We start from the raw sequence: 26,707 nt of genomic DNA, 5'->3' as shown, positions 1-26,707 counted from the left end.
AGGAAACTCTCTTCTATAATTGCGTCAAGTTCCCGAACAAAAGGAGGCAGACGGTACAAGCACCGCTTACCTCCATTTTATACATGAATACAGCCTATAATGGATTGGAAGCTGGGTTAATTCCCGTAATGTCAGAAACAATCTCATAGGATCTCAGACGGTCATAATGGTCAAAAATTTGGGCATTGACGATCATTTCGTCAGCCTGGGTTTCATCAAGGAAGGCTTGTAACTTTTCCTTGACGGTCTCTGGGCCGCCGATAATGGAAGAGCCAAGCTGCTGCTCAAGTGCCGCCATTTCGTATGGTGTCCAAATTTCATCCATATTGTCAACCGGCGGTTTCAATTGGCCCGGATTATTACGGATAAGAGCAAGGAATTGCTGCTGCATGGAAGTCGCAAGGCGTTTTGCTTTTTCATCGGTTTCAGCAGCTATCACGTTTACCCCTACCATAGCGTATGGTTTATCCAGCACATCGGATGGTTTGAAGCTTGTGCGATACAGCCTCAATGCACCTAGTGTATTTTTTGGAGAGAAATGGCTTGCGAATGAGAATGGGAGTCCAAGCTGTCCGGCCATTTGGGCGCTAAAACCGCTTGAGCCGAGGAGCCAGATTGGGATATTTAATCCTTCACCCGGTACTGCCCTTACATGCCTGCTCCCACCAGCTAAGGACGGATTAAAATATGCTCGCAGTTCTTCAACTTGTTCAGGAAAATCCTCGCCATTGCTCATTTTGTCCCGTCGCAGCGCATATGCAGTAAGTTGGTCGGTTCCAGGCGCGCGCCCCAGTCCAAGGTCGATCCGGCCCGGAAAGAGGGACTCGAGGGTTCCGAACTGCTCAGCGATCACAAGCGGCGCATGGTTCGGCAGCATGATACCGCCTGAGCCAACGCGGATTTTAGATGTGCCGCCGGCGACATGGCCGATTACAACTGATGTCGCAGAACTGGCTATCCCGGTCATATTATGGTGTTCAGCAAGCCAGTAACGGGTATATCCCCATTTCTCGACATGCTGTGCGAGGTCAAGTGTGTTTTTCAAGGACTCCGAAGCAGTACCGCCCACCACGATAGGGGAGAGGTCAAGCACGGAAAATTTAATATCGCTTAATTGCTTTTGGTTGCTTTCACTAGCCATGCATTCATCTTCTTTCTATAAGATTATCCTTTAATCCTTACAAATTAACTGATACTTACTTTTCATAACTGACCAAATTATATCGGTTTAAAAAAGGATGAGCAAAAAAACTGCTCATCCTGCATACATGTATTTTGCGGAACCTATAACAAATTAAACATTTAAAAAAGTTACACAGACCGGGTATGGGACTGTTATATCTGATTGAAGCAAGGCAAGTTTACCTGTTTCCTCATTCCTGGAGAAAAGGACCAGGTTATGGGATTCCTGATTGGAGGCAACCACAAATTTTCCAGTCGGGTCAATCTCAAAATCACGGGGCCAATTTCCTTCGGTTGATGTATGCTCTATAAAAGCCAGTTCTCCAGAATCTTGGTTTACAGCAAACAAAGCGATACTGTCATGGCCGCGGTTGCCTGCATAGACAAAACGCCCGTCATTGGATATGCGGATCGCACTTCCCTGGCTATTTTCAGTAAAATCATTTGGAATGGCCGAAATGTATTGCAGTTCTTCAAAACTGCCCTCCTCGCGATTATAAGCTAAAACAATCACTTCATTGCTTAACTCAGTCATGGCGTAAGCATATTTTCCATTGGGATGGAAAACAAGATGCCTTGGGCCGCTTCCAGGTTTCACGTTTAGCGATTGCACCTCCGTTAATTTTCCGTCTGATAATCGATAAGTTACAATCCTGTCGGTACCTAAGTCCACGACTGCAATATATCTCTCGTCAGGTGTAAAACCAGAATAATGCACATGAGGCTTTTCCTGTCTTTCTTTATCCGGCCCTGTACCTTCATGCTGAATGACAGAACCAGTGGCGTTTAAAGAGCCCTCCTCATTTTCAATAGTGTATGATTCAACTGTTCCTCTATGATAATTCGCAGTCACGATGTTTCTCTTTGCTCTATCAACATCGATATGGCAGGGGGAAGCACCCTCCGTAACCTTGGAGTTTATTAAAGAAAGCTCTCCCGTTTGTTCATCTAGGGAGTAGGCGGCTGCACCACCGGAAGCGTCTTCCTTTACTACTGCAAACAGATTTCTATTATCTTTGCTGACCGTTACATATGTAGGATTTTCCAATCGTGCGGCAAGGCTCGTCTTGCTAAGCATACCGTTTTCTGTATCAAGGGTAAAAGCATAAATGCCCTCGCTGTCACCTTTTGTATATGTTCCGATATAACCTTTCAGTTTCATAAATGATCGCCTCCAAAAAAATATCATTTCTATTTTATCATAAGTATCCTGTTCTACAGAATCTCACACCTGTATCCAATGGGCAACGGGCATCCTGAAAATATTAATTAATATGGAGGAATATCCATATCCCAGTCTATTAAGAAGAGTACTATTGTTATTCAATATTATGGTTATATATTACCCCGAGGCTGGATCCCTTAATAGACCTCAATGTACCGGTTTATGTTAGAGATCAGGTAATAAAGGGAAAGACTCAGATAGTAAGGATACTATTTTTTAGGAGAGATCTAAGATGGACACACAAACTAAACAAAGCCAGTCAGAACGTTTTGAGGCAGCATTCAATCGGATTCATAAGGCCTTGATGCAGACAGTAAAAAATGCAAAAACTGATAAATTCAGCGACCTGGTATATAAGGGTAAAAACCATGCATTCATCCGTTATTATGAACATGATTTATCCCAGTTTGCAAAACTGCGAAATGCCATTGTCCATGAAAAGATAGAGGAGGGGTTCTATATTGCCGAACCCCATCTCGAAATCATAAATAAAATCGAAAGCATTGCCGATGAGTTTGAGAAGCCGGCATCGGCACTTTCAATTGCAACCAAGCCGGTTACTTATTTCCAGGAAACAGACATGCTTTCTGAGGTGCTTGCCGCAATAAAAAAAGAATCGCTTTCCCAGTTTCCCGTGTACAAATCGAATGGGGAATATGCCTGGCTGCTAACATCAGCTGAGATTGTTAAATATCTGGCTGAACACTTTTCGAATGAAAACATGAATCTTAAACAGGTAAAAGTGGGAGAATTATATAATGGCAGAATCAAACACCATGTTGTTTTTGTTTCCCAGGACAGCAGCCTGTTCGAAATAGAAGATATTTTCGAGGAATATCACGCAAAGAATCAGAAAATTGAAGCCATACTAATCACCAAAACTGGATCAGACAAAGAAAAGCCAAACGGAATTATCACATCCTGGGACTTGCTTGAAGCAGAAATAAGTGACTAGGGGGGGAGTCCCCCGGTACAGTGAATGCGTTAAAGCAACGGGGATTATACCCCAGACACGTTAATACGTTAAAGCGCTGGGGGTCTGACCCCCAGCGCGGTAATGCGTTACTATGTGAAACGGTGTATTACATCTGAGGTATGATCCTGGTCATTAATGGGATCAGCGAATTGCCCCAAAACATCGTGATCCAGGCAGCAAGGATCATGGCAAGTGTTGAAAATGTTGCTTCCTGTTCGCCATATTCCCTTGCTTTATTGGTCCCGACACCATGCGCGCCCATTCCAAGGGCGAGACCCCTGGCAACAGGAGAGGTAATCGAAAGCCACTTGATTGCAGAAGGGCCGATAATGCCGCCGATTACTCCGGTAAAAATGACAAACACGGTTGTCAAGGCAGGAAGACCCCCAATTTCCTTTGAAACCTCTATCGCAATCGGGGTAGTGATCGACCTTGGCAGGATGCTGACAATAAGATCGGGACTCAAATGCATAAATAGGGATAGGGCAAAAGAAGAAAAAATGGCCACAAGTGTTCCCGTCGTAATACTGAGAATGATGTTTCTCAAGTATTTCTTCAATAAGTGCATGTGTTTGTATATAGGTATCGCAAATGCCACCGTTGCCGGTCCCAGCAAGTGGGATATCCATTTCGACCCTTCCAGGTACTCGGCTGCCGGTACATTTGCTGCCGTGATCAATAGAATGATAGCAAGCGGACTGATCAATAAAGGATGCAAGAAGGGGAAAGGCCACTTTTTATATGCCCGTTTTGCCAGCATATAGATGAAAATGGTGATGAGCGTAAAAAGGATTAGCTTCACCTTGCGCCCCTCCTTTCTTTATGATCGAGTTTTTCGGATACAAATGCGGTAGTCCCCATGACGATGAACGTACTTATGCCAATTAAAAGAACTGCCTCCGCACCTTGCCAGCTAAGAATTTCATCATAATTGACGATCCCTACTGCAGAGGGAATAAAAAATAGAAGCAGTTCGGACAGCAGCCAGTTTGCTCCTCTTTCCAGCCATTCCAGCTTGACTATTTTCAACATAAGCGCCGCCAACAAGAGAAGAAGCCCAATCATTGAAGCGGGTATCGGAATTTGCAGAAGTTGTTTAATAACAGCTCCAAAAAATAGAAATATATGAATAAACAGTATTTGCAGAATGATAATTCCTATTTTCATCGTTAACATCCTTCCTAAAAAAGGACAGACCATATATGGTCCATCACTTTTGTGTATAGGTAATATTAAGACGAAAAAAGGTATTCGTAAAATATATATTTATTATCATTTGCATAACTATAAGTTATGACGGTACTCTTTTTGCAGAAACTGGATAAAGGCCCTTCCTGCAAAGGAGACATAGCGATCCTTTTTTGTTATTAACGCCAGATGCCATGGGAAAACAGGGTTTAGCTTTAGTATGCTGATATGATTATTTTCTACCCGGCCGCCAATGGACTCAGGCAGGATAGAGATCCCTAAATTGGCGGCGACCATTTCCGTCATAAAATCCCATTGGGAACTCTTGAAGAGGATCTTTGGCTCAAAACCTTCTTCGATGCATTGATTCCGCACAAAATCATAAAGGGCAAATTCCTCACTGTAAAAGATAAATTCTTCCTCCTTGAGTTCCTTTATGTGGACTTCTTTCCTGGCAGATAAGGGGTGCTGTTTGGGAACCAGCAGCTGCAATTCTTCCTTGACAATCGGATATATATTGAATTGCGCTTCATCTACCGGCAGTACGGCCACGCCTAGCTCAAATTCGCCTTGTTCCACGCTAGTTACCACCCTTGCCGCGCCATATTCGGTTATGTTGATCTTGACATTCGGATATTGCCGGTGGAATTCCGACATCACCTTGGGGAAGAAAAGGCTGCCTATTATAGGTGGGAGGCCAATATTGATCTGGCCGCGAACCAGGCTGGTCATATCATTTAAAGTGGTGTTCATTTCATCAACCTGGGCAAGTATTTTTTGGGCGTATTCGTACACGATTTGCCCGGCATCAGTCATTTCGACCGTCTTATGGGAACGGAGGAGGAGGGGCATGCCTACTTCCTCCTCAAGGCTCTTGATCATTTTGCTTAAAGCAGGCTGTGAAATATGCAGATGTTCCGAAGCTCTCGTTATATTATTTTGCTTTACCGCTTCCAGAAAATATTTAAGCTGCCGCAATTCCAAATTTACCAACTCCGAAAAATTGTATGAAAAGTGGATCCTATTGGTTCAGGATCTCCTGTGTAACCGCTATTTTAATGTATGGTTTTAAATTTGCCTGTTAAAGGCACATTCAATCTACCAATCCAAGCGATTTTAGGCCGTTAAAAACACCCGAATTGGTCACTTCCGTGGTGTTATGCTTTGCAAAGGCAAATAGTTCAGGCATGCTGTTGCCCATCGCAAAGCTTTCCCCGACAGCGGACAACATGTCTTTGTCGTTCATTCCATCTCCAAAAGCAATCGCTGCCGAACGGGGAATATCAAGCTGACTTAATAAGGCATTTACACCTGTTCCTTTATTAACATTGGAACGGATTACATCAAAACAATTTCGGAATCCATCAACATTTACTTGTGATAAATAAATCCCTTCCTTAGATTTATAGAGCTCTGCATCGTTGTCTGCCGAACCGATGATCGTAATGCCAAGGATATCGTCAAGCACATCCGAGGTAAACGCTTCATTCTTTTTTAAATGAAATTGCTCCATAAATCGCTCCACCACACGACCAGCCAGGGTTGTAAAGTGATTTTTCGTACTCGAATACAGAACCAGCTCATGACCGTGTTGCCTAGCAGTATCCAGGAATAATTCAACTGAACTGCTGCTCATCGGTTTTTTGAATACATCGTGGCCCTGATATACGGCATAAGCGCCATTATAGCCTATGAAAGAATTTATGTTCAACAATTGCCCGATCTCAGCGATTTCATGAAGGGGCCTGCCTGTGGCAAGCACGGTTTCAATTCCTTGTTCCTGAACCCGGGCTATCGCTGTTTTTGTGGACTCCTCCATCGTTTCATCAGGACGCATAATTGTCCCATCTATATCCAAAAAAAGAATTTTATAAGCTTCCATAATGCACTCCTTAAAATTTGCGTCCTTCCCATGATATAACGAATATTGTAACTTTTCCAATGAAGCTTGTTACAAACGGAAATAAATGGGCATTCAAAATTCTATAAATTCACCCCGAATGGACAAAATTTATGTTTAAAAAGAATTCGAAGGAGTCTGAATGCATGAATTGATTGTTTAAGCCTTATTGGACAGAATGGTAAAATATCCAATAATATTAAAAGTAACAGGTTAAAGGTCTTAGGAAAAAAGACCTGTTTGCCGAATATTATGTTTTTACCAGGAGATGTTACGTTTGATAATTTCTAACGGAATCGGGAATGGACATGCCAATCACCCTTTTTCTGTGGGTGATTTAATAAAACAACTCCCAACAAATGATAAAAATCAACAGGGTGATGTCTTTTTATATCAAAAGATTCTTGAAACGCTTGTTGAAAATTCTCCTATTGGCATTTATATTGTGGAGAATGGCACCTATATATATACCAATTCTTCTTACATGCGCCTTCTAGGTTATGAACAAGATGAATTAATACGTGTTTCAGTTTTAGATTTTGTCCATCCAGAAGATATCCAGCTTGTTAAACAGCTTTTGGAAGAAGGAAGATTGGGAGAAAAAGACGAAGCCCGCCTCAAGCTTAGAAAGTTAAAAAAAGACGGAGGCATCATCCATACAGAAATCCATTCTACCACTGCCTCCATTTGCGGAAGAAAAGTCTTATTTGGCAGTGTGACCGACATTACCGAGCAGGTTTCGACACATCTGGAGTTTCTGGAAAAGCACGAAGCGTATGAAGCTCTGTTTAGGGAAATGGAGGAGCTCGCATACCATGATCCATTAACTAAATTGCCAAATCGAAAGTTTTTCGAAACTCGTTTGGAGCAATTAATCAACTATTCGAAAGAGAGCGGCAGGCGCTTTGCGGTGCTGTTCCTGGATTTCGATCGGTTCAAGTTCGTCAACGACTCATTGGGCCATCAAATGGGCGATGAATTATTAATCATGATTGCCCAGCGTCTAAAGCAGATTCTGCGGAAAACAGATACGATCAGCCGCTTCGCCGGAGACGAATTCACCATCATAATCCCGTATGCTAAGAAAGAAGAAGTAATCAGGACTGCGGAACGAATCAGTAATGACATGGCAAATAGCTTCGATGTTTCCGGCCAGCTTGTCACACTTTCGGTTAGCATAGGGATTGCTTTTAGCCAGGGCGGAGAAGAAAATGTTTTTAATTTAATCCACAACGCTGATACCGCAATGTGCTATACCAAGAAATACAAAAGGAATAGTTATACCATATATTCTGAGGAACTTGATCAGAAAGCATCATATAAATTGGCCATCGAAAGAGATTTAAAGCAGGCCATTGAAAATGATGAACTGGAATTATATTATCAGCCAATCATCGACCTGAACACACAGAAAGTGATCGCAGCCGAAGCGTTAGTCCGCTGGCACCATCCGGAACTTGGTCTAATATCGCCCAATGATTTCATCGCTGTTGCGGAGGAAAGCGGGCAAATCATACCCATCGGCACGTGGGTACTTAAAACGGCTTGCCGCCAGAATAAGCAATGGCAGGATTCCGGAATTCCACCGTTCAAGGTAGCCGTAAACATCTCTACGAAACAATTGCAGCACTACGATTTTGTTGAAACAGTCATAAAGATTCTGAAAGAAACTGCGCTTGAGCCACAATGGCTTGAACTGGAGGTAACCGAGAGCATTTTATTAGAGGATATAGAGTTCATTAAAGAAAGTTTGTTAAAATTAAAGGAAGTAGCAATATCTCTATCTATTGATGATTTTGGGACTGGATATACGTCCCTAAGCTATCTGCGTCAATATCCGTTTGACAAGGTGAAAATTGACCGCAGTTTCATCGAAGACATTAACAGGGACTTGAATGGAAAGCGGATTACTTCCGCGATCATCTCTTTAGCACATAGCTTGAATATGAGTGTCGTTGCAGAAGGGATTGAAAACCAAAGCCAGCTGGAATACTTATCCGAAGAAAGATGTGATGAAGGCCAGGGATATTTCTTCAGCCGGCCGATGCCTGTTGATTCACTTCATTTAGATCTGCTGGAAAAGGAATAATGTAATTAAGTAGCGAATATAAAATGGAGAAGTTTGTATGATGCTTATTATTAGAGGTGAAACATGGCTATGGAACAACAGCTGCAATTTATAACCCAATTAGGGAAACAAAAGCCAAAGACAATCGCTAACAACAGCACAGCATGCCCATTTTGTGCCAAAGAAAGCCTGGAAAATATCATTGCCCAAGAAGGGCCGCTCATCTTATTGCAAAATAAATACAAAACGTTAGAGAACACATTTCAAACGGTCCTGATTGAAACGGATAAGTGTGAAGATGAACTATCTATGTATTCAAAAGAACATATACATAGGCTTTTTGCATTTGCCATCAGGCATTGGATGGAGATGGAGGAAAGCGGTGTTTACAGGTCGGTGGTGCTATATAAAAATCATGGCCCGCTTTCCGGCGGCACCATCAGCCATCCGCATATGCAAATCGTCGGGTTCGAGAATGTTGATTATAAAGAGAAAATCAAGGAAAATACTTTTAGCGGGATCACCATCTTTAAAGATGATGCGGTTTCATTTACCCTTTCCAACCATCCAATCATGGGGTTTTACGAATTTAATGTAATGATTCGCGATGTGGAACAAGTGAATAAGATGGCAGATTGTGTCCAGGCAGCCGTAAAGTTTCTATTGAACGACTTCCAATTTAAATGCGAGAGCTATAACTTATTTTTTTATCATATGGATTCCTATATAGCCTGCAAAATAATGCCCAGGTTTGTTGCATCTCCTTATTTCATCGGGTATATGATTCCGCAGGTTTCCAATGATATCGAAAGTGTGGCAGAACAAATCAAGAGCATTTATTTTTCCTAGCACATTATCGGAATACAAAACTCTGCCAAATGGGTACGCTATTTTTTTCATGGACCGGTAGGGGAATGGATTGAATTTCTCCAAAGATGAGCAGGAAAGTTTAATTTGTAAGAAAAGGGATTTTTTAAAATCTGAAATTATGTTACTATACTAGTGGTTCCAAATAAATGAATCAAAATCCGTGTATTCGGTAGAGGTTCTAGCTACCCTCTCAAAAAAACTAAGGAAAACAGGACTGCTTTCTTAGTGGTGCTGTTTTTTTAATGGAAAGGAAGTTCTACTTATTTATGAAAAAAGATAAAGCAGTGATCGTTTTCAGCGGCGGCCAGGACAGTACTACTTGTTTATTCTGGGCTTTGGAACGGTTTCAGGAAGTCGAAGCAGTAACCTTTGATTATAACCAGCGCCACAGTCTAGAGATTGAATGTGCTAAGAATATTACAAAAGAGCTTGGCATCAGGCATCATATATTGGATATGTCCCTTTTAAACCAGCTCGCCCCCAATGCCCTGACAAGGAACGATATTGAAGTCAGGGATGGGGAAGAGGGCGGGCTGCCGTCAACATTCGTCCCGGGAAGAAATCTATTATTTCTGTCGTTCGCCGGGGTGCTTGCAAAGCAGATAGATGCAAAACATATCGTGACCGGTGTATGTGAAACGGATTTCAGCGGCTATCCGGATTGCCGGGACATTTTCATCAAATCCTTGAATGTCACATTGAACCTCTCCATGGATTACCCGTTTGTCATCCATACACCGTTAATGTGGCTCGATAAAGCGAAAACCTGGGAACTGGCAGACAGTCTGGGTGCCTTCGAGTTTGTAAGGGAAAAAACACTGACATGCTATAATGGCGTAATCGCTGACGGCTGTGGGGAATGCCCTGCATGCAAACTGCGCAAAAACGGGCTGGATGAATATTTGCAAAACAGAAAGGAGTTTTAATAGCATGTACGGCTTCAGGATCGTTGACAAACTCCAGAAAATAGATGAAGACATAAAGCGCGCGCAATTAAAATACCATTCAAAGCGGGTTCTTGTGAGCAAGGAATTCACTTTTGACGCCGCTCACCACCTGCACTGCTATGAAGGCAAATGCAAAAATCTGCATGGCCACACATACCGCGTTATTTTTGGTATAAGCGGTTTTGTTGATGATAGGGGCCTTATGATGGACTTCGGGGATATAAAAGAGATTTGGAAAAATGAGATTGAAATCCATCTTGACCATAGATATTTAAATGAAACTCTCCCATTGATGAATACAACAGCTGAAAACATGGTTGTCTGGATTTATGAGAAAATGGCTGAAGCCCTTGCGGATAGAAAAAAACAATATGATGGAGCGAGAGTGGAATTTATAAAGCTTTATGAAACTCCGACAAGCTACGCGGAAGCAAGACGGGAGTGGATGGAAATTGAGTAAAGTGCCTGTTATGGAAATTTTTGGACCTACAATTCAGGGAGAAGGCATGGTGATTGGCCAAAAAACCATGTTCGTCAGGACGGCAGGCTGTGATTATTCATGTTCATGGTGCGACTCTGCCTTTACATGGGATGGTTCCGGCAAGGAAGATATCGTCCAGATGGAAGCGGAAGAAATCTGGGGGGAACTTAAGAGACTTGGCGGAAATGGATTCTCTTTTGTCACGATATCTGGCGGAAATCCCGCGCTGTTAAAAAATCTTGACAGCCTCATTGAGTTATTGCACCAAAACGAAATAAAGGTTTGCCTGGAAACACAGGGAAGCAGGTGGCAGGATTGGTTTTTGGAGATTGATGAACTGACCATATCTCCAAAGCCGCCGAGCTCCGGAATGAATACCAATTTTGGCATGCTTGATTCCATACTGGAAAAGCTTATGGATTTGGGTCCAACAAACAATGTAAGCCTGAAAGTTGTCGTATTCGATGATAAAGATTTTCAATACGCTAAGGACGTTTATAGGCGTTATCCAAATGTTCCCTTTTTTATGCAGGTTGGGAATGATGACAATAAGACGGCAGATAACCAGGAGCTTATCAGCAATCTTTTGAAGAAATACGAATGGTTAATCGAAAAAGTCATGCTTGATGAAGAATTGACAAATGTCAAAGTGCTGCCGCAATTGCACACCTATATTTGGGGCAATAAAAGGGGCGTTTAATTTAATATCAACCATTAACGGCTGGTTTTCTACTATGGGAAACCAGCCGTTTTTTTAATTTTTCCAGTCAATAGTACAAGCAATTTCGCCAAAAGATGTATAAATTATCGTAACGAAATAACAAAGGAGGAAAATGATGATCAATTGGAGATTAAGATTCAGGAACCCAACCTGGATCGTAACGGTTGGCATTCCATCTTTATTAATTTTGGCTCAAATGATATTGGCCTTCATCAATCAATTTATTTATCCAATCGGCTTCACAATCAGTGATGATGCCCTGAACGGCTTTATGCAGATCGTCAACTTTTTCGCCATCACGTTCCTTGGAATCGGCGGCGTAGTGGATCCAACCACAAAGGGACTTAGCGATAGTGAACGTGCCAAAAATTATTCAGAACCTAAATAATTTGGTTCACGTAAGCGTTCCTCCAATTATCTTCACCAAAGTTGCCGGCATGATAAAAGTATGGTTTCACACGCCAATCACCATCCAAGACATTTTCCCCGCTAAGTTATACAATAATGTCATAAGCTGTACGTGTAAAAAACAGGGTAATGCTTATACTACCAGTAGATTCTGGGAGGAGATACAATGCTTACAACCAAGATGAAGTTAGTGAATCAGGAAAAAATCGAGCAAATTTTAAAGGATATCGTGCAAGCTTCGTATGATGAAGTGAAAGAAGAGGAAATGCTCCTTTGTATGGAATGCGGAGACGTTGATTTATATATAGCCACAACCGACCATGAGGAATTTCAGGAAGCGATTAAGAAGAATTTTGATCTGAATGAATTCGGTGATATTATTGACCACGGGAAATATCTTGAATTAATGGAGGATTTGCACGACTATTACGTCGAGATATTCCAGACATCAGGCCTTTTTGACTATTTTCCATCCGGATTTTATCAAGTGAATGGGGAAAGGCAGCTCTCTGAAACGGACATGCTTGGACCGAAGGGAATATTCTACGCCCCATTTGAAGAGGCGAAAAATGACCATCCTTGAACCCTCAGTTTCAGTTGATATTAATACTAGTAAATAGATGCGCCTTCCCCCCCTATAGGAAAAGGCGCTTTTATATTTACAGAATAGATTGGGAATGAACAAATACTCTGTTTTATCAATAAATTAAGCATAAAATTTTACTTATATCAATAATTCAGAGTGGAAATCAATAAATTCGGATGCTTTATCTATAAATGCGGTTGGATATCAACAAGATTTGCATACGTTCATTTTTTAGAAAATTCAGCAAATATACTCCCTATATGAACCCCTCTTTGATAAGATATTTACATAGGAAATCATTATAAGGGGGATATGCCTGTGAGCCTGTTAAAAGGTGTAAAGATATTAGATTTTTCAACGTTGCTGCCGGGACCTTATGCGACGATGATGCTCTCGGACCTTGGGGCGGAAGTGCTTCGGATAGAATCCCATGTAAGGAAGGATGATACGCGAACCTTTCCTCCCTTTGTACACGGAGTATCAGCGGCTCATGCACATTTAAATCGTTCAAAAATGTCGATGTCCCTTGATTTAAAACAGCCTGAAGCGGTTGAAATTGTCAAGGAGCTGGTGCAGGAATACGACATTATCCTTGAACAATTCAGGCCTGGCGTTATGGACAGGCTGGGAGTCGGCTATGATGCATTGAAAGCGATGAACCCGCGCCTCATTTTTTGTTCGCTCACGGGCTATGGACAAACCGGGCCGTACCGTTACAGGGCCGGACATGATAACAACTATTTATCGCTTTCAGGCATTATGGGGTATTCCGGAAGAAAAGAAACAGGACCTATGCCAATTGGAACGCAGGTCGCTGATATAGCTGGAGGTTCGCTGCATTCGATTATCGGAATTCTATCTGCAGTCATATACCGGCAACAGACCGGGGAAGGGCAGTGGCTCGATATTTCTATGACTGACAGTTGCTTTACGATGAATGCGATGCTCGGATCTGGATTTGTCGCAACAGGCAAGTATCAGCCAGAACGCGAAAATATGCTGTTGAACGGCGGCAGTTTTTATGATTTCTATGAAACAAGCGATGGGCGGCACCTTTCAGTAGGAAGCCTTGAGCCAAAGTTCTTCATCGCACTTTGCGAGGGAATTGGAAGGCCTGACTTAGTAAAAGCAGCTTTAGATCACAGTGAGAACGGAATAAAGTCGCTAAAGGCAACGTTTAAGAAAATATTCCGCGAGAAAACCTTTGCTGAGTGGAAGGGAATTTTTGCTCAAACAGAAGCGTGCGTTGAACCCGTGTTAGACTTTGCTGAGGCTTGCGATCACCCCCAAATTTTAGCAAGAGAGATGATAGTAGGGGTGCCGGATGGTAACGGCAGCTTACAAAAACAAATCGCAAATCCGATTAAATCTACAGCATTTAAACCGGTTTATGCACATACTGGTTCTGGACTTGGAGAGCATACCGATCAAATTCTGCGGACAATGGGCAAGAGTGAGGAAGAAATCGCCTTTCTTAGGGAGAACGGAACGATAGCCTAGGGAGAAAGCCCCTAATCAATGAATGAAGGATCCCAATGAGATATAAAGGGATCCTTCGTTTTTTCCTTATACAAAGCGTGCTACGTCTTCAACAGGGAAACGGGTTGGGAGCCAGCGGATACGTATTCTTCGTACCAACAATCAGCCTTCGGATGTTTTCCTCATCCGTAAAACCTGCTTCATAATTCGCCAGATAGATCTTTCAACATTTTGGTACAGCTCGGTATCGCCCAATACAGCGATCGCGGCAGAGCTAGTTTCAACCTGCTCTTGATTGTCGGCAATTTACCTTAGTTCTTTTTTTGTTTTCTGGTCAGTTATGAAAAAAAATCCCCAGGGCTGAAGGTTGCTGGATGATGGGGCAAGGACCGCCTCTTTAAGCATTTCTTCAATTTCTTCCCGCTCCACTTTATAAAAAGCGTCCTATTTTCTTACGGAATGACGCTCTTTAATGACATTTGATAGAGATATCTCCTTTAAACCTGGCATCTCGTTGTTCCTCCATATAATCCAATTTACTAAAAGCAAGGGGAAAACAGAGCTTACTGCTTACTATAAGTAAGCATCATTCGTCAAGTGGGACGATTTATCGTAAAGAAAAGCAGTACCCTTGTGTTCCCTCAAAGAAAAAACTGTGTTGCACTATTGGGCCGCTAGGTTTAAAATATGTCCATTATACTGAGGAGAAAGCCTTATGAATGCCACTATATTCACCTTCATTATCCTCGCGGCAATCGGGCTGCCGATCGGCGGATTTGTTTTGCTGCTGCTCTTAGACTTTTTTGAACGTGAATTCGACTATCTCCAATTGGAGAATAAGCGGATTAAGCTAGAAAAGGAACTGCAAAAAATGGAATATTTACAATTGAACCAGCAAATTCAGCCTCATTTCCTATTTAATTCCTTAAATGCCATGCTTTCATTGGGCAGACTTGGCAGAACCGTGGAAGTAGTGGAAGCCATGGAAGAGTTTTCGCAGTTCTTGCGTTATAAATACAAAGATAAAGATGCGCTTGTTCCATTTTTTCTTGAACTGGAGTATACGAAACACTATATATCGATCCAACAGCTGAGGTTTGGCCGTAATTTACAGGTAAGCTATCTTATTGATCAATATGCTGAGCAGACATTACTCCCTCCCTACATTCTTCAGTCTTTTGTAGAGAATGCCTTTAAACATGGACTAGAAAGAAAATCCGGTGAAAAGCTTCTTCATATAGAATTGAAAAGGTATGGGAACTGGGTGAGGCTTTCAGTAAAGGATAATGGACCGGATGAAAAGCCGGAGCAAGAGGAAAAGAGCGGGGTGGGTCTTGCCAATATACGCAAGCGGTTAAAGCTGATATACGATTTAAGGACATCAGTCAAATTAGGACGTATTGATGCGTTTACAATCGTCACGGCAGAGTGGCCTTACAGTCCGGGAGGGAATGGAAAATGAGAATATTGATTGTTGATGATGAGCCGCTTGAATTAGAGCAATTGCGATATTTAATAAGAGAAAAATATCCCTTATGTGAAATAAAGGAGGCGGAAGATGCGGCGGTGGCAAAACGGCTGCTCGCGGATTATTCTTTTCAACTGGCATTGATCGACATTCATTTGCCGGGTGAGGATGGGCTGAACTTGTGTGCTTACATAAAGGAAAATTACAAGACAGAATGCATGATGATTACCGCATATCAGGAATTTGATTATGCCCGAAGGTCAATCAAACTTCAGGTTATGGATTATTTAACCAAACCTGTGATTGCTAAAGAGCTTTATCAAGCGCTTGACCATTACATTTCACATTTTGGCGGTAATCATCTCTCACCGGAAATCAATCAAGTAATGGAACACATCCATCAGCATTATGCCTGTAAGTTGAACCTGCAGGAGCTCGGTTCTTTCATTCATGTTAGCCCCTCTTATTTGAGTCGGAAATTTACAGAAGAAACGGGGAAAAACTTTCAGGAATACGTTGTGGAATTCCGCATTGAAAAAGCAAAAGAATTGATCAAGCAAAACCCATTTTTAAGCATGGGAATTATTGCGGAAAGGACCGGCTTTTCGAGCCAAAACCATTTCAGTACGTCCTTTAAAAAGTATACAGGTGTTTCTCCAAGTGTGTACAAGGAGAAAGAAAAAAATGTTTGATTGGTATTATTTTTTATTTTTCGGAGCAGGCATTCTCATTTATTGTCTCGAAATAATAGGGGCACATCGCTCGTTTGAAGATTATTTTACTCCCACCGCCCAATATGGGATTGGGAAAGGGACGGTTATGGTGTGGGCAGGTTTTTTTTCAGCCTGGACATATGAAATGGCGTTTTTTTCAAGTATTGCGTTCGGGTTGGGTGTAAGTATCCTCTATTGGCTCAGTTTTTACATGCTTGTTTATATTCTTCTCTCCAGATTTATGCCACTTGCAATTAAACAAGCAGCTACTGAAAATATTTTAGGTTTATCAGATTTATACTTCAGGAGATTTCCGCGAAAAGGAAGGCAACTTTCTTTCATCATTCTGTTTCTGGCCAATTTGGACGGGCTTATTATCCAGCCCATCTTTGCTCTGTGGTTGTTCCGGATGCTTTTTAATGTAAATGGACTGCTGTTTATTTCACTATTGGTCTCATTCTGTGTGATAATTTCAGGTCTTGGAGGGATTGCGGGCATAACCAGGGCCATTAAGGTTTTGATGATAGTAAGCGGCGCGGCCCTTGTTTTTTTACCTATCTATTTATACGTCATAAAAGGGATTGAACAAGTTTATGGGCAGTATCGTCACTGGTCTTTACTACATACTGCCAATTCAGAATACATGCTCCTGTTTTTTTTAATTGTGGTTTCTTTGGCATTTTCGAAAATTTCTACCAGTCTCTTCGTTTGGAGGGTGTTACTGTCAGTAAAAAGACCCCATTTTTCTTCAACCATAAAGTTGGCGGTCCTGGGTAGTGCTTCATTTTCACTTTCTTTGCTTGCCTATTTTGTATACATAGCAAGCCAACATATCGATTCAAATTGGAAGGCAATCATCCAGTCTTTTACAGACATTCAGGGAACATTGTTACTGACAGTCGCCACCTTCATTTGGTTTATTACGGTAGCATATTCGATCATTTTCTCTCTATACTCGATTAATTCACTGGTGTCAGCCTTTCTTGAACAATTTGGCAGTAAACTGGCTACAACTAAAAGAGTTTATTTGTTTTCATTAATAGTGGGGGCTGTCTCGGTTCTCTTTGCCAGTTCATTATTCGGCCGTTCCCTGCACATCGTATTTATATATATACTTTATGCTTCTTCCATTGCAATTCCTTCCATGGCAATCCTGTTCAAAAGGGGAAATTTGCCGTCATGGATCCCTATGGCCATCCTGTTTGTTTCAATGGGAACAATAGCTTTTTATTGCTTGAACAATTCGTTTTCCTTATCTTTATATATTGGATTAATTTCTTCGTTTTTGCTTGGCCTCATCATCCATTATTCCGATTTTTCAGAAAACAATAAAATTATATAAAAATTGCACAAGATTTTATAAATTCCCCTTCCATATTTTCTTTATAATCTAAAGAAAAATGAAAGGGTGTTTTTAATATGGCTAAAGTTTTGGAGAAGACTTCCTATATTTATGAAATGAGTGCAAAACATCAGCCTGTCATGCATGCTTCAGCCGGGGACACGGTTGAAATCGAGACATACGATTGTTTTTTGAATCAAATTCAATCAGCAGAAACCTCTTATCAAAGCATTGATTGGACACAAATCAACCCGGCTACCGGGCCAATTTATGTAAATGGGGCTGAGGAGGGGGACATTCTTGTTGTGAAGATTGACAAGATTGAACTTGAACAAAAAGGTGTCATGGCAACAGGTCCTGATCTCGGTGTCATGGGCCATCGGATTGATAAGTTTTCTCTTAAGATGGTGTCTATCGAGGAAAACGAAGCAATTTTTAATGATCGGATCCGCTTGCCATTGAATCCAATGGTTGGTGTAATTGGAGTGGCCCCGAAAGAAGGGGAAATTTCATGCGGGACACCCGGAAATCATGGCGGCAATATGGATACAAAGCTCATAGGTGAAGGAGCCACTTTATACTTTCCTGTTTTCCATGCTGGTGCACTGTTTTCCCTGGGTGATGTACATGCAGCTATGGGGGACGGTGAAGTATGTGTGTCAGGCATTGAAATACCCGCAAAGGTTACAGTCACTTTTGATGTGATAAAAGGCGGGGGTCTTACTGTTCCGGTTGTTGAAACTGCTGACAGCATGGCGTTTTTAGTTTCTAAACAAACGCTTGATGAGGCAGCAGAGAAAGCTGTTGAGGAAATGGTTGATTATTTGCTTGCACGGACAAGCCTTACGATCGAGGAAGCGACGATGCTCCTTAGCGCCGCTGGGCAGGTGCAGGTCAGCCAGATTGTAGATCCGTTAAAAACAGCACGGTGCCTGGTTTCTAAAGACTTGCTGAAAAAGCTGGGAATATATCAGATTTTTTAAGGAGAGATGAATAAGTGGAAGTACATAAATTAAAAACAAATGGCGCCACTACAGCCCAGCCGGCCTTAAAGAGGTCCTTGACTTTCTGGGACTTGCTTATTTATGGGATGGTGTTTATGGTCCCGATTGCTCCATTTGGTATCTATGGGGTTGTTGCACAAGGGTCGAATGGCATGGTTTCGCTTGCGTATCTCATCGGGATGATAGGTATGATTTTTACTGCGTTTAGCTATGCCCGAATGTCTGAAGCGTTTCCTATCGCAGGCTCGGTATATTCATATGCTCAGAGGGGCATAAACGATTCAGTCGGTTTCATTGCAGGCTGGCTCATTTTATTGGACTACGTCTTCATTCCTGCATTGTTATATTTAGTTAGTGCTGCAGCGCTTGGAGATATGCTTCCAGGTGTACCGGCTTATGTGTGGATTGTCCTGTTTATTGCCATTAATACAGTCATCAATATATTGGGAATCGAGTTTACTGCCCGTGCGAACAAAATCATCGTGATTGCTGAATTAATCATTCTTGGCATTTTCCTCGCCGTTGGCATAACTGCTATTATCCAGGGAGTCAATGGAGCAGACTTCACCATGGACCCGCTTTATAATGACCGTGAATTCAGCATGAATGTCGTTATGGGGGCGGTATCAATCGCTGTGCTAAGCTTCCTGGGCTTTGACGGTATCTCCACTCTTGCGGAAGAGACCAAGGATGGAAATAAATCAATCGGGAAGGCGTGTGTATATGCTTTACTTACAGTGGGTGGATTGTTTATCATCCAAACTTGGGTAGCTGCGTTGATCTGGCCTGACTACAATGCTTTTAAAAATCCTGATATTGCTTTTTACCAAATTGCAGAAATAGCAGGAGGGACTTGGCTAAAGACCCTTACGATTGTCGCAACAGCGCTGTCATGGGGTATTGCAAACGCACTTGTTGCACAGGCAGCGATTTCCCGCATACTGTTCAGCATGGCGCGTGATCGAAAGCTTCCTGTCATTTTGGCTAAAATTCACCCAAAATTCAACACACCTTACATCAGTACTATATTGATTGCCGTGATTTCCCTGGGCGTAACCGGATTTTTTGCTTCGCATCTGGATAAATTGGCTTCCGTTGTTAATTTTGGGGCGCTGTCATCATTTTTGTTCCTGCACATTTCCGTTGTGAGCTATTATATTGGGAAAAAGGGGAGCAAGGACTATTTCAGGCACTTGCTTCTGCCCGCAATCGGATTTGCTGTGATCGGCTATGTATGGTTGAACCTGGATGATCTTTCAAAGCAACTTGGATTCATTTGGCTCGGAATTGGCATTGTATACTTAATCGTCCTAAAGCTGCTGAAAAAAGATACTAGTTTAGAGCTCGATTCCTGACAATCGAATAATCATGTATTAATCCCGGCTTTAAACCTGAGCCGGGCTTTTTCTATTTACCTTGCTCCATCTAATAATCTATTTTTAAATAAACAATTGAAAAATAAAGACATACTTCTCTTATACCCCTATATAATGGTAACAGCATCCTTGGCACGATTTGACTTTATTCAACATATCAGAATATAATTCTATTATAAACCATGGGTTCAGAATTTTCATAATATCATAACTTCTCTGAACACCATGCTATATACATATAGTAATATACAAGGGAGGTCAGAATTTGATTGAATTCAAGGGTGTCAATAAGTATTACGGTGATTTTCATGTATTAAAAGATATCAATCTAACAATCAACCAGGGAGAAGTGGTCGTCGTGATAGGTCCATCAGGTTCGGGTAAAAGCACGATGCTCCGTTGCATCAATCACCTTGAAACCATCACAAATGGGGAATTGACCGTCCATAATATCTCAGTTGCAGATAAAAAAACGGATATCAATAAGCTTAGGCGCAACATTGGAATGGTGTTTCAGCATTTTTATCTGTATCCACATAAAACAGTGCTGGAAAATATAACTCTTGCCCCAATAAAAGTACTGGGAAAATCAGAAAAAGAAGCAAAGGAAACAGCGCTGCATTATCTTCAAAAGGTTGGAATTGCCGAAAAGGCGCAATCCTATCCTTCGCAGCTTTCGGGGGGACAGCAGCAGCGTGTCGCCATAGCGCGAGGTCTCGCGATGAGCCCGGAAATAATGCTGTTTGATGAGCCGACATCTGCGCTCGATCCCGAAATGATCGGGGAAGTGCTTGATGTTATGAAAGCTTTGGCCAAAGAAGGCATGACGATGGTGGTCGTGACCCATGAAATGGGCTTTGCCAAAGAAGTGGCGGACCGCATCGTTTTCATGGATGAGGGCCGCATCCTGGAGGAAGCAACACCGGCTGAATTTTACGCGAACCCCCGTGAGGAGCGGGCCAAGCTATTCTTGAGCCGTATTTTAAATCACTAATACATAAGGAGGAAATGAATGTTGAAGAAAAAAAGCTTTTTTAAACTGGCACTTGTTTCAATGGTGGCTGTATTGATCCTGGCTGCATGTGGAAGCAAGGAAGAAAAAACGAGCGGCAGCGGGGAAGAGTCCAAAAACGCCCTGGAACAAATTAAAGACCGAGACAAAATCATCATCGGCGTTAAACACGACACCCGGCTTTTCGGTTTAAAAAATCCAAGCACTGGTGAAGTAGAGGGCTTTGACATCGATATCGCAAGACAGCTTGCCAAGGAAATTGTGGGCGATGAAAACAAGATAGAATTTAAAGAAGTTACATCAAAAACCAGGATTCCGCTCCTCAATAACGGCGATATCGATGCCATCGTCGCTACCATGACCATCACTGAGGAACGCAAAAAAGAAGTTGACTTTACGGATGTCTATTTTGAAGCAGGACAATCCCTGCTTGTTAAAAAGGGAAGCAAGATCAAGAGTATCGAAGATTTGAAGAAAGGCACAAAAGTACTTGCGGTAAAAGGGTCTACTTCAGCTATCAATATCCGTGAAAAGGCTCCGGAAGCAACCGTGCTGGAATTTGAAAACTATGCAGAAGCCTTTACTGCTTTAAAATCAAAACAGGGTGACGCATTAACCACGGATGACGCGATTTTGTACGGTATGGCAGATGAAGATCCATCCTATGAATTAGTCGGCGGCACGTTTACGGAAGAACCGTACGGTATCGCTGTAAAAAAAGGAAATACAGAGCTTGTTGATGCCCTTAACGATGGACTTAAAAAGCTAAGGGATTCAGGCAAGTACGATGAAATTCACGACAAATGGATCAAGGAATAATATCTTCATTAATCAGGATGGGCGATATCATGCTCATCCTGATTAATTAGGAGGGAGACAATGTGCTCGACTTTACAATCTTGACTGAAAACTTCGATATTTATCTCGAAGGCTATAAGACTACCATTATCGCAAGTCTTATCGCACTTGTTGCAAGCTTTCTTCTCGGAACGCTTATTGCGGTCTTTAGGATCGCTCCATTCAAGCCTTTAAACTGGCTTGGAACGGTTTATGTGGAATTCATCCGCAATATCCCCTTGCTGGTCATCGTGTTTTTCTTTTTCTTTGGCCTTAGATTTAGCGGGCCGGTGGCCGGGGCAACCGGGTTAACAATTTATACGGCTGCATTCATAGCTGAAGCAATCCGTGCGGGGATACTGTCTGTACCTAAAGGCCAAATGGAAGCGGCTCGGTCTTCCGGATTGACCTATGGACAAACCATGAGGCTGATCATTCTGCCGCAGGCGATCAAAATTGTCATTCCGCCGCTAGGGAACCAATTTATCAATCTTGTAAAAAACTCTTCGATATTGGGAGTTGTTGCAGGCCTTGATTTAATGTACCATGCTGACTTGATCTCATCCCGGACTTATGTCACGTTTGATGTTTATATTTTTGTAGCATTGTTTTATTTAAGCTTAACGATTCCATTGAGCCTTGGCGTCGGTTACATGGAAAAACGTCTGGCTAAGAGCAATTGAGGGAGGTGTCACAATGGATTTCGCTGGAGCGCTTTCACCCGATCATCTTACGTTTTTGCTTGAGGGCTTCTGGGTTACGGTAAAGGTTGCTTTCATTTCCATTATCTTGAGCTTCCTGATTGGAGGGATCGTCGGCATCCTTCGCTATGCGTCCATTCCGGTCGTGTCACAGGTGCTGGCCGTATTGGTCGAGACAATCCGGAACCTACCGTTGTTATTGATTATTTTCTTTACATATTTCGCATTGCCTGAAATAGGGATAAAGCTCGACATCATGTATGCAGCCATTGCCGCGCTGACCTTATTCGAATCAGCAATGCTGTCGGAAATTATCCGCAGCGGATTAAAGTCGATCGAAAAGGGCCAGATAGAGGCAGCCCGCTCATCAGGGCTCACCTATGTTCAAACACTGAATCATATCATTTTGCCGCAAGCATTGAAAAGAATGGTGCCTCCGATTGTGAGCCAATTCATTTCACTCTTGAAGGATACTTCCCTGGCGGTGATTATTGCCCTGCCGGATTTAATGCACAATGCACAGATCGTCTACGCCCAAAAGGACGCATATATCATCCCGATCATTTTCACTGTAGCGCTAATGTATTTTATCGTAAATTATTGTTTATCATTAATAGCCCGACGGTTGGAAATAAAGCAAGCTTAGCAAGAGGCTGACACTAGTCAGCCTCTTATTATGATTTTTTTCGGCGCAGTTTACTTCTTATTTCCCGCATCGTCTCTGCCATTGTAATGGTTTCAGACAAGGAACTCCTGACTGATTCCTGAATTGATTCCCTGAGCATTTCCTGGAGCGTTTCTCTTAAGCGGTCCCTTTTCGAAATGGCATCAGACTCTTTAGGAAATGTTCTTATGGATCTGCGAAGCGGGTTGGTGATGTGGGTTTCTTCTGTTTCAATCGCCGGGCCTGCGTTCAAATCCTGTAGTTCTTCATCCGCACTGCCCACTGTCTCATGGATTGTATCCTCCGCCGTGATTTCTGCAGCGACTGTTTGATTTTCCTTTGCCGTGATTTCTGCAGCGACTGTTTGATCTTCCTCCGCCGTGATTTCTGCAGCGACTGTTTGATTTTCCTTCGCCGTGATTTCTGCAGCGACTGCTAGATTTTCCTCCATCGGAACGTATTCGGAGGCCCAATCCATCGCATCCTGCCAAGCTGCAAGTATATCAGATGCTACCCTTTCCCAATTATATTCTGAAATGGCAAGCGATCTTCCTTTTTCTCCCATCTTCTTCATCAATGATTTATTTGAAAGGATTGTTGATATCTTTTCCGCGAAGGCGGCAGGATCCTCTGGATTCTCCACCACCAGTCCGTTTTCTCCAGGCAGGATCACTTCGGGATTCCCGCCCCTTGCCGTTGTTACAATCGGAAGCCCGGCAGCCATAGCTTCATAATGAACCCGTGCCAATGGCTCCTGCCATATCGAAGTGCAAACGAATAAATCAGCGGCAGCAAACCAATTTTGAATTTCATCAGGAGAAACAAACCCGGTTGCTACAACAGGAACCGTCAATTTTTTTGACAATGCCCTAACATAGGCAATGAAATCAGTCGTATCGTCCTGGCTGAACCATTTGCTTCCGACAATGACCAATGCTAAATCCTTGAATTTTTTCGATAGTTCCGGCAAGGCCCTGACCAGCTTATCTACACCTTTATTGGGCGACAGCCTGCCGGCAAATAAAATAACCGTCTTATTTTCCAAACCATGGGTTTTCCGAAGCTGGCTGCGAGTGCTTTGCATTTTGGGATGGCTTCCCGGCAAAAATCGGGTATGGTCCACTCCTGAGTAGATTGTGCGGATTTTGGAAGACGCCTGGGGATACAATCCCCGTATGACATTGCCAATATAATCACTGACCGTTACAATACCGGCAACCTCTTCCAATGCTGCATTCGCTTCAACGGGATCGATTTTCTCGGTATTGAACATGTCATTATGCATGCTCAGGGTAATCTTTGAGTGGGGTGCTGCTTCCCTGACAGCCAGGACAAGGCGCGGTCGGTTAAAGATGTGGATGAGGTCAAATTGATTGGATTTCACATATACTGCAACACCCTCCCGGTACACTTCAAATATTTTTCCCGGTACCCTGACAAAGCGGATACCATCTACGGTTTCCTGGTCAGGAAGCGAGGACTCGGTAATTCCTAGGACGGTAATATCATGCTGCTTTCCTAAATAGGGAAGGGCGCCGGCAATATAAGTTTGAATAGCTCCCCCTAATACTGCGGGAACAGGAAGCTTTTCCGTACAAATCATCAATATTTTCATATATATCACACACCCTTCCAATCGTTCTGGATTTCTTCGAGCACTGGCCATTTTGTCCGGTCTGTATCAACAATTGTTTGAATCAGCTGGGTAGTTTGTTCATTCAGGAATAATTCAGGTTCGTAAACAGCTTCCTTAATATTTTTGTAAAATTCATTTGGGAGGGAAAACTCGATCATAAGAAGATCATAAAGTTCCGGTGTGATTGGGTTTTCTTCATGATACGCCTTAATCATTTCACGGACCCACGTTACATCCCAGTTAAATAAATCCGCCATAGTGCCGGATATCAATTTTCTTAAGTCCCGGATGCCGAAGTCAAACGCAACACCATCAAGGTCAATGACCCACATGCCTCCGGGGCCCATTTGTCCGTTTGACCATCCATAATCCTGATGGACCAGGCCCCAGAATTGGTTGCCTTGTTTCGCTAAATCGTAATATTTGGATTGATTCAGCCTTTCCAGGCTGGTTCTTGCCTGTTCCTCAAATTGGTCTACGACAGCAAGTATTGACTGGCTAGCCGGCATTTCCTGATATGCATTTGCAACCGTTCGCAGCCAATCCATTTTAATAAGCGTTTTTTTAAAGCTTTTTGGCCATTTATGGATCCTCGATGCAACCTCCGCTCCGGAAGGCGGGACATACCCCTTGCTTAACCGATGGAATTCTCCAAGTGCGCGGCAAAGGTGTTTTGCTCCTTCCAGATCTTTTGTAACTGGCTCTAATGGTTCAATCCATTCAGCTACAAACCAGAGTTTACCTCCAGCTTCCACATAATTGACGCCATCCTTTGTTTTGACGATGGCTGGCACTCTCGCAGCCTGGATATCTACCAAATATTCCTGCGCCCCTAAGCTAAACAAGCTTCTTGTCGGCCTGCGGTGCAGAAGCTTAAAGCTTTTCTGCCCTTTATTAGTCTCGATTTTCCAAATGGCACCGCCTTTATCTGGCTTGGTAGTTACACATTGCATGCTTGAAACTGACAGGTCATAGCTTTTAAGTACCTCATAACCAATGGTTTCTATATATTCGGGTACATAAAACTCATGCATTTGTTCGTCGACATCCCAAGGTGTAATGATTGTTTTCTCCACCATATCCCTCCTACGAATGTAAAATTGGTCTCCATTTTTCGTTCTTTGGTAGAGGACCGTTTTATTGAAAGGTCCATACTGAATCATCCCGGACCATTATCAGCCAACAGTGAACGGCTGGCCTTTATTCCGCACTTTTTAAAGTCCATAGCGAACCTTTGGTGTAGCAACTTCATACTTTTTATTAAACTATGCTTTATATAAAGAGTTGTATAGGACAGCATCACTAGTTAATTTCAAAATTGTCGATTTAATGGGGGAGGTGCCGGATGGGCACGTTATATTCGGAAGTTGTAGAACGCGTGTTGAAGCACTAGCCTTACAAAGCCATCAATGTTCGCGTGTTATCCGATAAAGGAAAGAAACCGGTATGGTCCATCGAAACCAGATCATGAAGAATATATCATGAAGTTCAATCACCTCCCAAGCATGCCAATGCATATTTGTATAGTGTAGTTAGGGGGGGATTTATTGATGAAGAGCATAATAAATAATAAAAATTTAAGTTCTTTGATTATTTTTTTGGACACACCGGACGAAATGGTGGAGGATGGGTCAGGCGATTATTTTGAAGAGCTTTTCTGGAAGCTGCCCGAGCAGTGTATTTGGAATGAACGAAAAGGAATGGGTGTCGGCCATTCCTTTACATCCTGCGATATTAGGTATTGTTGAATTTTGAACAGGATGCATCTGGTAAACTACATAAAAAGGGAGGAGCAAAGGAACCACTGTAGTCATGGAATCTTTCCTATCTGTCAAGAGAGTCACAGACTAGACTCGCCAAGTCTTAAGCCTTTCCTGTGAAGGCATGCCATACAGCGGATTTCAAACACTAAAAAATCCGGTC

Annotated in this window: 28 protein-coding genes and 1 riboswitch; of the genes, 19 read left to right on the top strand and 9 right to left on the bottom strand. The window is 42.5% G+C overall.

Features of this window, described 5'->3' with window-relative positions; all coding sequences use genetic code 11:
• Positions 1 to 94: 94 nt before the first annotated feature.
• Entirely contained in the window at positions 95 to 1,141 is a 1,047-nt protein-coding gene (locus D0466_RS02795; protein WP_117321042.1) for an LLM class flavin-dependent oxidoreductase, read from the bottom strand.
• Between the two features lie 153 nt (positions 1,142 to 1,294).
• Positions 1,295 to 2,344 carry a lactonase family protein gene (locus D0466_RS02790; protein ID WP_117321041.1) on the bottom strand — a complete coding sequence of 350 codons (1,050 nt, stop codon included), beginning with the start codon at positions 2,342 to 2,344 and terminating at the stop codon, positions 1,295 to 1,297.
• 295 nt (positions 2,345 to 2,639) lie between these two features.
• On the opposite strand from D0466_RS02790, the gene D0466_RS02785 reads away from it, so the two are divergent.
• Positions 2,640 to 3,362: a CBS domain-containing protein gene (locus D0466_RS02785; protein WP_117321040.1), complete on the top strand. Its 723-nt coding sequence runs from the start codon at positions 2,640 to 2,642 to the stop codon at positions 3,360 to 3,362.
• A gap of 127 nt (positions 3,363 to 3,489) precedes the next feature.
• Here the strand turns inward: D0466_RS02785 and D0466_RS02780 are convergent, their stop codons facing one another.
• The 4 genes from D0466_RS02780 to D0466_RS02765 all read right to left on the bottom strand — a co-directional run bounded on the left by D0466_RS02780 (position 3,490) and on the right by D0466_RS02765 (position 6,453).
• Complete coding sequence (locus tag D0466_RS02780; RefSeq protein WP_233522512.1) at positions 3,490 to 4,185, bottom strand: LrgB family protein; 696 nt, start codon at positions 4,183 to 4,185, stop codon at positions 3,490 to 3,492.
• Positions 4,182 to 4,550, bottom strand: coding sequence for a CidA/LrgA family protein (locus D0466_RS02775; RefSeq protein WP_117321039.1), 369 nt, complete (start codon positions 4,548 to 4,550; stop codon positions 4,182 to 4,184). Before D0466_RS02775 ends, D0466_RS02780 begins: the two co-directional genes overlap by 4 nt.
• A 117-nt stretch (positions 4,551 to 4,667) precedes the next feature.
• A complete protein-coding gene (locus tag D0466_RS02770; protein ID WP_117321038.1) occupies positions 4,668 to 5,555 on the bottom strand; it encodes a LysR family transcriptional regulator in 888 nt (295 codons plus the stop codon).
• A 109-nt stretch (positions 5,556 to 5,664) separates the two neighbouring features.
• Positions 5,665 to 6,453 (bottom strand): HAD family hydrolase, encoded by a 789-nt coding sequence (locus D0466_RS02765; RefSeq protein WP_117321037.1) that lies wholly within the window; start codon positions 6,451 to 6,453, stop codon positions 5,665 to 5,667.
• Between the two features lie 295 nt (positions 6,454 to 6,748).
• Here D0466_RS02765 and D0466_RS02760 point away from each other — a divergent pair, with 295 nt between their 5' ends.
• From D0466_RS02760 to D0466_RS02725, 8 genes are all read left to right on the top strand, one after another.
• Positions 6,749 to 8,560: a putative bifunctional diguanylate cyclase/phosphodiesterase gene (locus D0466_RS02760; RefSeq protein ID WP_233522511.1), complete on the top strand. Its 1,812-nt coding sequence runs from the start codon at positions 6,749 to 6,751 to the stop codon at positions 8,558 to 8,560.
• Positions 8,561 to 8,623: 63 nt separating this feature from the next.
• Positions 8,624 to 9,388: a DUF4931 domain-containing protein gene (locus tag D0466_RS02755; protein WP_233522510.1), complete on the top strand. Its 765-nt coding sequence runs from the start codon at positions 8,624 to 8,626 to the stop codon at positions 9,386 to 9,388.
• A gap of 187 nt (positions 9,389 to 9,575) precedes the next feature.
• Positions 9,576 to 9,618, top strand: a riboswitch (PreQ1 riboswitch).
• 57 nt (positions 9,619 to 9,675) lie between these two features.
• Positions 9,676 to 10,335, top strand: a complete 660-nt coding sequence (gene queC / locus D0466_RS02750; protein ID WP_117321035.1) for a 7-cyano-7-deazaguanine synthase QueC — start codon at positions 9,676 to 9,678, stop codon at positions 10,333 to 10,335.
• Positions 10,304 to 10,816 (top strand): 6-carboxytetrahydropterin synthase QueD, encoded by a 513-nt coding sequence (gene queD, locus D0466_RS02745; RefSeq protein WP_233522509.1) that lies wholly within the window; start codon positions 10,304 to 10,306, stop codon positions 10,814 to 10,816. The genes queC and queD overlap by 32 nt, the downstream gene beginning before the upstream one ends.
• Positions 10,809 to 11,537: a 7-carboxy-7-deazaguanine synthase QueE gene (gene queE / locus D0466_RS02740; protein ID WP_117321033.1), complete on the top strand. Its 729-nt coding sequence runs from the start codon at positions 10,809 to 10,811 to the stop codon at positions 11,535 to 11,537. The genes queD and queE overlap by 8 nt, the downstream gene beginning before the upstream one ends.
• A gap of 133 nt (positions 11,538 to 11,670) precedes the next feature.
• Entirely contained in the window at positions 11,671 to 11,946 is a 276-nt protein-coding gene (locus D0466_RS02735; protein WP_117321032.1) for a phage holin, read from the top strand.
• A 186-nt stretch (positions 11,947 to 12,132) separates the two neighbouring features.
• Positions 12,133 to 12,549: a hypothetical protein gene (locus D0466_RS02730; protein WP_117321031.1), complete on the top strand. Its 417-nt coding sequence runs from the start codon at positions 12,133 to 12,135 to the stop codon at positions 12,547 to 12,549.
• 315 nt (positions 12,550 to 12,864) lie between these two features.
• The gene (locus D0466_RS02725; protein ID WP_117321030.1) at positions 12,865 to 14,052 is read left to right on the top strand and encodes a CaiB/BaiF CoA transferase family protein; all 1,188 of its coding nucleotides are present in this window, start codon (positions 12,865 to 12,867) and stop codon (positions 14,050 to 14,052) included.
• A gap of 285 nt (positions 14,053 to 14,337) precedes the next feature.
• On the opposite strand, the gene D0466_RS22745 is transcribed toward D0466_RS02725, so the two are convergent.
• The gene (locus D0466_RS22745) at positions 14,338 to 14,436 is read right to left on the bottom strand and encodes a nitroreductase family protein (protein WP_233522576.1); all 99 of its coding nucleotides are present in this window, start codon (positions 14,434 to 14,436) and stop codon (positions 14,338 to 14,340) included.
• 310 nt (positions 14,437 to 14,746) lie between these two features.
• Here D0466_RS22745 and D0466_RS02715 point away from each other — a divergent pair, with 310 nt between their 5' ends.
• From D0466_RS02715 to D0466_RS02675, 9 genes are all read left to right on the top strand, one after another.
• Positions 14,747 to 15,493 carry a sensor histidine kinase gene (locus D0466_RS02715; protein WP_117321029.1) on the top strand — a complete coding sequence of 249 codons (747 nt, stop codon included), beginning with the start codon at positions 14,747 to 14,749 and terminating at the stop codon, positions 15,491 to 15,493.
• The gene (locus tag D0466_RS02710) at positions 15,490 to 16,191 is read left to right on the top strand and encodes a response regulator transcription factor (protein WP_117321028.1); all 702 of its coding nucleotides are present in this window, start codon (positions 15,490 to 15,492) and stop codon (positions 16,189 to 16,191) included. Before D0466_RS02715 ends, D0466_RS02710 begins: the two co-directional genes overlap by 4 nt.
• Positions 16,184 to 17,554, top strand: a complete 1,371-nt coding sequence (locus tag D0466_RS02705; RefSeq protein WP_117321027.1) for a hypothetical protein — start codon at positions 16,184 to 16,186, stop codon at positions 17,552 to 17,554. Before D0466_RS02710 ends, D0466_RS02705 begins: the two co-directional genes overlap by 8 nt.
• Before the next feature lie 77 nt (positions 17,555 to 17,631).
• Positions 17,632 to 18,537 (top strand): acetamidase/formamidase family protein, encoded by a 906-nt coding sequence (locus D0466_RS02700; RefSeq protein ID WP_117321026.1) that lies wholly within the window; start codon positions 17,632 to 17,634, stop codon positions 18,535 to 18,537.
• Positions 18,538 to 18,551: 14 nt separating this feature from the next.
• Positions 18,552 to 19,913, top strand: a complete 1,362-nt coding sequence (locus D0466_RS02695) for an APC family permease (protein WP_199484489.1) — start codon at positions 18,552 to 18,554, stop codon at positions 19,911 to 19,913.
• Positions 19,914 to 20,199: 286 nt separating this feature from the next.
• Positions 20,200 to 20,928 (top strand): amino acid ABC transporter ATP-binding protein, encoded by a 729-nt coding sequence (locus D0466_RS02690; protein ID WP_117321025.1) that lies wholly within the window; start codon positions 20,200 to 20,202, stop codon positions 20,926 to 20,928.
• An 18-nt stretch (positions 20,929 to 20,946) separates the two neighbouring features.
• A complete protein-coding gene (locus tag D0466_RS02685) occupies positions 20,947 to 21,765 on the top strand; it encodes a transporter substrate-binding domain-containing protein (RefSeq protein WP_117321024.1) in 819 nt (272 codons plus the stop codon).
• A gap of 62 nt (positions 21,766 to 21,827) precedes the next feature.
• The gene (locus tag D0466_RS02680; protein WP_117321023.1) at positions 21,828 to 22,466 is read left to right on the top strand and encodes an amino acid ABC transporter permease; all 639 of its coding nucleotides are present in this window, start codon (positions 21,828 to 21,830) and stop codon (positions 22,464 to 22,466) included.
• Between the two features lie 13 nt (positions 22,467 to 22,479).
• Positions 22,480 to 23,130 (top strand): amino acid ABC transporter permease, encoded by a 651-nt coding sequence (locus D0466_RS02675; protein ID WP_117321022.1) that lies wholly within the window; start codon positions 22,480 to 22,482, stop codon positions 23,128 to 23,130.
• Positions 23,131 to 23,158: 28 nt separating this feature from the next.
• Here the strand turns inward: D0466_RS02675 and D0466_RS02670 are convergent, their stop codons facing one another.
• Positions 23,159 to 24,763, bottom strand: a complete 1,605-nt coding sequence (locus D0466_RS02670) for a glycosyltransferase family 4 protein (protein ID WP_233522508.1) — start codon at positions 24,761 to 24,763, stop codon at positions 23,159 to 23,161.
• A 5-nt stretch (positions 24,764 to 24,768) separates the two neighbouring features.
• The gene (locus D0466_RS02665; protein WP_407675599.1) at positions 24,769 to 25,863 is read right to left on the bottom strand and encodes a CotS family spore coat protein; all 1,095 of its coding nucleotides are present in this window, start codon (positions 25,861 to 25,863) and stop codon (positions 24,769 to 24,771) included.
• A gap of 471 nt (positions 25,864 to 26,334) precedes the next feature.
• On the opposite strand from D0466_RS02665, the gene D0466_RS02660 reads away from it, so the two are divergent.
• Positions 26,335 to 26,532, top strand: coding sequence for a hypothetical protein (locus D0466_RS02660; RefSeq protein WP_117321020.1), 198 nt, complete (start codon positions 26,335 to 26,337; stop codon positions 26,530 to 26,532).
• Positions 26,533 to 26,707 lie beyond the last annotated feature (175 nt).

Origin of the sequence: Peribacillus glennii, assembly GCF_003429105.1 — a bacterium.
Classification (GTDB): Bacteria; Bacillota; Bacilli; order Bacillales; family DSM-1321; genus Peribacillus; species Peribacillus glennii.
Note: the sequence above shows the minus strand (reverse complement) of the source record. Positions and strands in the feature narration are given on the sequence as shown.

Coding starts and splice junctions, on each gene's coding strand:
- queD (WP_233522509.1), top strand. CDS start 10,304: ATGAATATTTGCAAAACAGAAAGGAGTTTTAATAGCATGTACGGCTTC.
- D0466_RS02755 (WP_233522510.1), top strand. CDS start 8,624: ATGGCTATGGAACAACAGCTGCAATTTATAACCCAATTAGGGAAACAA.
- D0466_RS02765 (WP_117321037.1), bottom strand. CDS start 6,453: ATGGAAGCTTATAAAATTCTTTTTTTGGATATAGATGGGACAATTATG.
- D0466_RS22745 (WP_233522576.1), bottom strand. CDS start 14,436: ATGCTTAAAGAGGCGGTCCTTGCCCCATCATCCAGCAACCTTCAGCCC.
- D0466_RS02795 (WP_117321042.1), bottom strand. CDS start 1,141: ATGGCTAGTGAAAGCAACCAAAAGCAATTAAGCGATATTAAATTTTCC.
- D0466_RS02675 (WP_117321022.1), top strand. CDS start 22,480: ATGGATTTCGCTGGAGCGCTTTCACCCGATCATCTTACGTTTTTGCTT.
- D0466_RS02775 (WP_117321039.1), bottom strand. CDS start 4,550: ATGAAAATAGGAATTATCATTCTGCAAATACTGTTTATTCATATATTT.
- D0466_RS02790 (WP_117321041.1), bottom strand. CDS start 2,344: ATGAAACTGAAAGGTTATATCGGAACATATACAAAAGGTGACAGCGAG.
- D0466_RS02785 (WP_117321040.1), top strand. CDS start 2,640: ATGGACACACAAACTAAACAAAGCCAGTCAGAACGTTTTGAGGCAGCA.
- queC (WP_117321035.1), top strand. CDS start 9,676: ATGAAAAAAGATAAAGCAGTGATCGTTTTCAGCGGCGGCCAGGACAGT.
- D0466_RS02705 (WP_117321027.1), top strand. CDS start 16,184: ATGTTTGATTGGTATTATTTTTTATTTTTCGGAGCAGGCATTCTCATT.
- D0466_RS02735 (WP_117321032.1), top strand. CDS start 11,671: ATGATGATCAATTGGAGATTAAGATTCAGGAACCCAACCTGGATCGTA.
- D0466_RS02730 (WP_117321031.1), top strand. CDS start 12,133: ATGCTTACAACCAAGATGAAGTTAGTGAATCAGGAAAAAATCGAGCAA.
- D0466_RS02685 (WP_117321024.1), top strand. CDS start 20,947: ATGTTGAAGAAAAAAAGCTTTTTTAAACTGGCACTTGTTTCAATGGTG.
- D0466_RS02700 (WP_117321026.1), top strand. CDS start 17,632: ATGGCTAAAGTTTTGGAGAAGACTTCCTATATTTATGAAATGAGTGCA.
- D0466_RS02725 (WP_117321030.1), top strand. CDS start 12,865: ATGCCTGTGAGCCTGTTAAAAGGTGTAAAGATATTAGATTTTTCAACG.
- D0466_RS02710 (WP_117321028.1), top strand. CDS start 15,490: ATGAGAATATTGATTGTTGATGATGAGCCGCTTGAATTAGAGCAATTG.
- D0466_RS02665 (WP_407675599.1), bottom strand. CDS start 25,863: ATGGTGGAGAAAACAATCATTACACCTTGGGATGTCGACGAACAAATG.
- D0466_RS02670 (WP_233522508.1), bottom strand. CDS start 24,763: ATGAAAATATTGATGATTTGTACGGAAAAGCTTCCTGTTCCCGCAGTA.
- D0466_RS02715 (WP_117321029.1), top strand. CDS start 14,747: ATGAATGCCACTATATTCACCTTCATTATCCTCGCGGCAATCGGGCTG.
- D0466_RS02660 (WP_117321020.1), top strand. CDS start 26,335: ATGAAGAGCATAATAAATAATAAAAATTTAAGTTCTTTGATTATTTTT.